General features: G+C 46.5%; 2 protein-coding genes and 1 pseudogene. 2 read left to right on the forward strand and 1 reads right to left on the reverse strand.

Annotated features, from left to right (window positions below):
- Together PPL9_RS33255 and PPL9_RS12025 are read left to right on the forward strand one after the other, a co-directional pair.
- Nucleotides 1-237: pseudogene (locus PPL9_RS33255) on the forward strand (hypothetical protein); the annotation flags it as partial.
- A gap of 140 nt (nt 238-377) precedes the next feature.
- The gene (locus PPL9_RS12025; RefSeq protein WP_057462915.1) at nt 378-863 is read left to right on the forward strand and encodes a peroxiredoxin; all 486 of its coding nucleotides are present in this window, start codon (nt 378-380) and stop codon (nt 861-863) included.
- A 154-nt stretch (nt 864-1,017) separates the two neighbouring features.
- Here the strand turns inward: PPL9_RS12025 and PPL9_RS12030 are convergent.
- A partial coding sequence (locus tag PPL9_RS12030) for a cadherin-like domain-containing protein (RefSeq protein WP_152986679.1) occupies nt 1,018-4,729 on the reverse strand: 3,712 nt, incomplete at its 5' end.

Genomic DNA, 4,729 nt, shown 5'->3' on the forward strand with positions numbered 1-4,729 from the left:
AAAGTCTCCTCCAAGGACAAATCGCCGGAGCTCTTCATTGAAGGGCCTGTAGGTTCTTATCATGGAGTGCCCAAGCTGGCCTCTGTGAAAAAAGGTAGGGCACACTGGACTATGTCCTATATTGGACTGCCAGAAGATGTGAGCGACATTGAGCTCCGCCTTACACTGGTGACTAAGGATGGTGCTTTTGAGGAAACGCAAAGCGTTTCAGTTCCTCAGGCCAGTGCTTCGAAATAAGTTTGTTTACGGGCTTTAGTTGTATTTGCGAAATAGAGAGCTCGCGGCTACAACTGAAGCCCGTTTCTTTTTAGATACAGACCTCTGATTGAGATGTCTGTTATGTTGTGATCAGCAAAAGCAAATTGGGGGAACTTTCCATGGTCATTCAAGTAGGCGAAAAACTGCCAAGCGTTACATTCAAAACCATGAGTGCAGACGGGCCAGTGGATGCGACCAGTGAAGAGCTGTTCGCCGGCAAAACCGTAGTTCTGTTCGCAGTTCCTGGTGCTTTCACGCCAACCTGCCACCTGAACCACCTGCCGGGTTTCATCGACAATGCAGAAGCTATCAAAGCAAAAGGCGTTGAAACAATTGCTGTTGTTTCGGTGAACGACGCGTTTGTCATGGGGGCCTGGGCGCGAGACACACGCGCTGATGACAAGATCCTCTTCCTCGCCGATGGCAGCGCTGATTTTACCAAGGCAGTTGGCCTTGAGCTTGACGCAAGCGCCTTTGGAATGGGCATCCGCTCCAAGCGCTATTCCATGATCGTGAAAGATGGCGTGCTGGCTTCTCTGAATATTGAAGAAGCTCCGGGAGAAGCAACGATCTCTTCTGCTGAGAACATTCTTTCTCAGCTATAAAGCAAGTTGTCCAAGAACGTTTAAGGGGAGCCATGCTCCATAGGCGCTAACTTAAGAGAGTAAGATATTGAATTTGAGCAATAAATCCACTTGAAGCAAAAAGAAGACCTGGAGAATTATCTCCAGGGCACGATTAGAGCTCTCAGTCTGATGACTAAACAAATTGGAAATCATCCGCGTGAAGGTCAGCCGTCGAAACGTCAATCAATGTGATTGAGTTACTCTCATCCAACCTGATGATAGCTCCTTCACTAGCATCACTGGTCGCGGCAATAACAGAACTAAAATCCGCAAAGACGTCAAGGTCGAAGCGAATGACATCCTCAGCGCCAACGCCTGCGACAAAGTCGTAAATAGTGTCATTTCCGAAGCTTGTAGTCTCAAAAACAAAGCTGTCTGAGCCACCTCGCCCGGTCAGAGTATCATCATCACGCCCACCAATGAACACGTCTTGCCCTTCTGAGCCACTTAAGCGATCATCTCCCGCTCCGCCATTCATGTTGACACCAATCAGTGAACGGCTCGACAAATAGTCATCTCCATCAGTTCCAAAAATCCAAGTATTTTCTGAAACATCTTTTGTTGTCCAAATTTCTCCGTCTGCAAATGAAACACCAAATTTAGTAAATCCGCTGACAGTTACTTGTTCTCCTGTTGGAATAATGTCAATGGTTACAGCAAAGTTCTCAATATTTCGAGAAACAACAATTTGGTCTGAGTATAAGTCAGTGAAATCAAGGGTGCTTTCACCAAAGTTATCGTCAATTATATCGTTTCCATCACCTTTTTGGTAACGATATGTATCTGCACCGCGATATCCATCCATTTTATCATCACCTGCCCCACCATCGAGCGTATCATCGGTTGTAGTACCTCTGATGTCGTCATCCTCCTCAGTTCCTCTGATCCAAGCTCTGTACGAAAGATCTTCCGGTGACCAAGTCTCTCTATCTGCAAATTTTACAGTGAGTTTATGGGGACTTATCAATGTGATAGCTTCATTAGTTTCAGAAATTTCAATGATAATATCTCGTCCATTACTTCTGCTCCGTGAGACGACAACCTCATCTGACATGAGATCGGTAAAGACGAGTGTACTATCGCCAAAGTTATCGTCGATTACATCGTTCCCATCACCTTTGCGATAATAGTAAGTGTCTTTTCCAAAGACCCCATCGAGCACATCGTCGCCCTTGTCGCCAAATATGGCATCGTCATCAAATCCACCTCGGATATTGTCGTCTCCTGCTGTCCCTTTGTATCCATCAAGAATATCAGGATCAAAATCAATTTGTTCAGCAACGGTGATGAGGGAGATCGCAGATACTGAACCGCCACGACCATCTGATATTGTATATGTAATAGAAGCGGGGCCGACATAATCAGCTTCGGGCGTGAACACAATGTTTCCATCAGCCGTCAGAACTGCTGTTCCGTGCTGGGTAGAATCTAATGACATCAGAACCAGTTCGTCACCATCAACCTCCCTGAACCCTTTGGTTATCGTGCTGGTGTCAATAATGCGTTCCCGATTTTGCAGTGTCTTAAATGCCTGCTCCCGAACTAATACTGGTGCATTGTTTGTTGATGCCACAATTAAGTCAAACGCCGTTGATGTTGTATCAAGTCCATCATCAGCAGTTACAAGAAGAGATATACGTCCATTGAATTCCTGCGGAGGGGTGCCAGAGAGCGTTCGCATATTAGCATCAAAAGTCAACCAGCTTGGCAACGCCCCACCATCTGACAGAGTTACTGAGTAAGCCAGTGTGTCACCATCAGCGTCAGCAAACGTGTCAGCGGGCAGAGTAAATGTCCAAACCTCATCTTCATCAGTGTTTTGATCCAAGATTGGTTGGAACAGAGATGGAGCGCTATTGGCAGCCTCTATCTGTAACACCAAAGGTAACGATGTTGAGATTGAGCCGTCAGATGCCGTTACTTTTATGTCTAGAGAAGACACACCATCTTTTGGCGGTATACCGTTAAATGCTTGAGTTTGGGTGTCAAACTCAAGCCAATCCGGTAATGGTGATCCATCAGCAAGAGCAACTGTGATGACTAGGTCATCACCGTCTGCATCGTTAAAACTGTTTGCCGGAAGAACATATTGCCAGGTTGAGCCTTCCAACGCTGTTTGAGTAGGTGGGACCAGGATTACTTCTGGAGCATCATTTACCGAAGTTATATCCAGAAGTGCTTTCGCTGGAACTTCAAACTCACCATCTGAAACAACAAAACTGATCTCAACATTTTCACCGTGGAAGTTGGCCGAAGGTGTAAATAGCCAAGATCGATTTCCTTGATCCGTCATTGTTCCGAAGGCCGGATCAACAGCAACAGAAGATATAGCTAGTGTGTCACCATTGATGTCAACTGTTTGTGAGAGTAATTCTGTCTGGGTAATAAGCCGTGAGTTGTCTTCAGCAAGGCTGCCAAGATTTACTGTTACGACTTCTGGCTTAAAGTTGATGAGATCTGTAACTTGATATTTGATGCCATTGAACTGAAGCACCTCTACATCGACAAGGGTATCACTCGTACCGTCACGTGTATCTGTAATCAGAACTTTATTGTTCAGTATCGATATAGCGTAGTTGTCTTTCCCATCCGCGTAAATGGCAAGGTCATTGCCAGCCCCACCATCCAGGTGGTCGCTTCCAGAGCTGCTGAAGAGGTTATCGTCGCCCTCTCCACCATAAAGAGTGTCCCCTGCAGAACCTTTGGCAAAGATGAAGTTGTTACTGGTCAAATCAGCCGCATCGACACCTGCAAGCAAAATCATGCCGCCGTCTGGTGCCGCAATACCAGCCCAGGTGATGTTATTAAGCGTAATTTTGTTTGTTATGATCAGATCTTCAAATGATGAAACGGACGTAAGAGAACTCAGATCAACAAGATCGTTGTTGACATCAAAACCGGCGTAGTGGTTGCTGCCTATCGCCACGAGTTTTCCACCCGAAGAGGTGATCCCGACACTGGTGCTCGATACATAAAATTCTTGAGCATCCTCAATAGAGATGATGTCGACATCGCCAGTAAGCTGGCGTACTTGCTTGTCGCCCTGCAGGTAAACGCGGTTGCCAGCAACCTCTTCTGTGGTCTCTTCGAAATGAGCATAAAGCTCATCATTGCCTCTGCCACCACTAAGGGTGTTGGCTGAAGCATTCCCATACAGCTTATCGTTTCCATCGCCTGAGAAAGCATTCTCAATAACAGTCCCACTGCTAAAGGTGATGCTTTTGCCTGCAATGGAAGACTGATGAGTGCCACTTAAGTCAATCACTACATCACCTGACACTGCACTTGTGTTGATGATATCAAGACCTTCAGTGTCTGTAATGATAGTGCGATCGCTTGTGCCGATTACTGCAAACTCATTGGTATAGACATAAGTGCTGTTATTAGCAGCTTGATCACCGTAAAGACGAAGTTCCCAGTTCTGCAGCGTTCCAGTCTTTCCGCTCTGAGTATCCTTGACGATCAGCGTCCAGTCACCAGCACTTTGTCCTGCCCAATGATTTGTGCTTGTTGTCAGCCAGGTCTGATCGAAATTACCATATCCACGATCTGAGCTACCTGCCTCCAAGGAAACACCAGGCCGGTTGATCAAAATGCTTTCCGTCCCGTCCGGTCCAACAAGAATGATCTCAAGATCTCCGAGTTGCTGGTGCTGCAGGTCCAGAAGAACTTCAACATTTTGAAGTGCGATGTCCTCACCAACAGAAATCGTACTGCGGAGAGCTCTTCCATTATCCGGAATTGCCAGATCCTTCGCATCGCTTTCAGCGGCAACTGTAATTTCGTTCGCTGAAACACTGCGCTCTTGCCAGGTCTCAGCAAGCCGAACAGCTGCATGTGCATCC

The organism is Pseudovibrio sp. POLY-S9 (assembly GCF_001431305.1).
GTDB lineage: Bacteria > Pseudomonadota > Alphaproteobacteria > Rhizobiales > Stappiaceae > Pseudovibrio.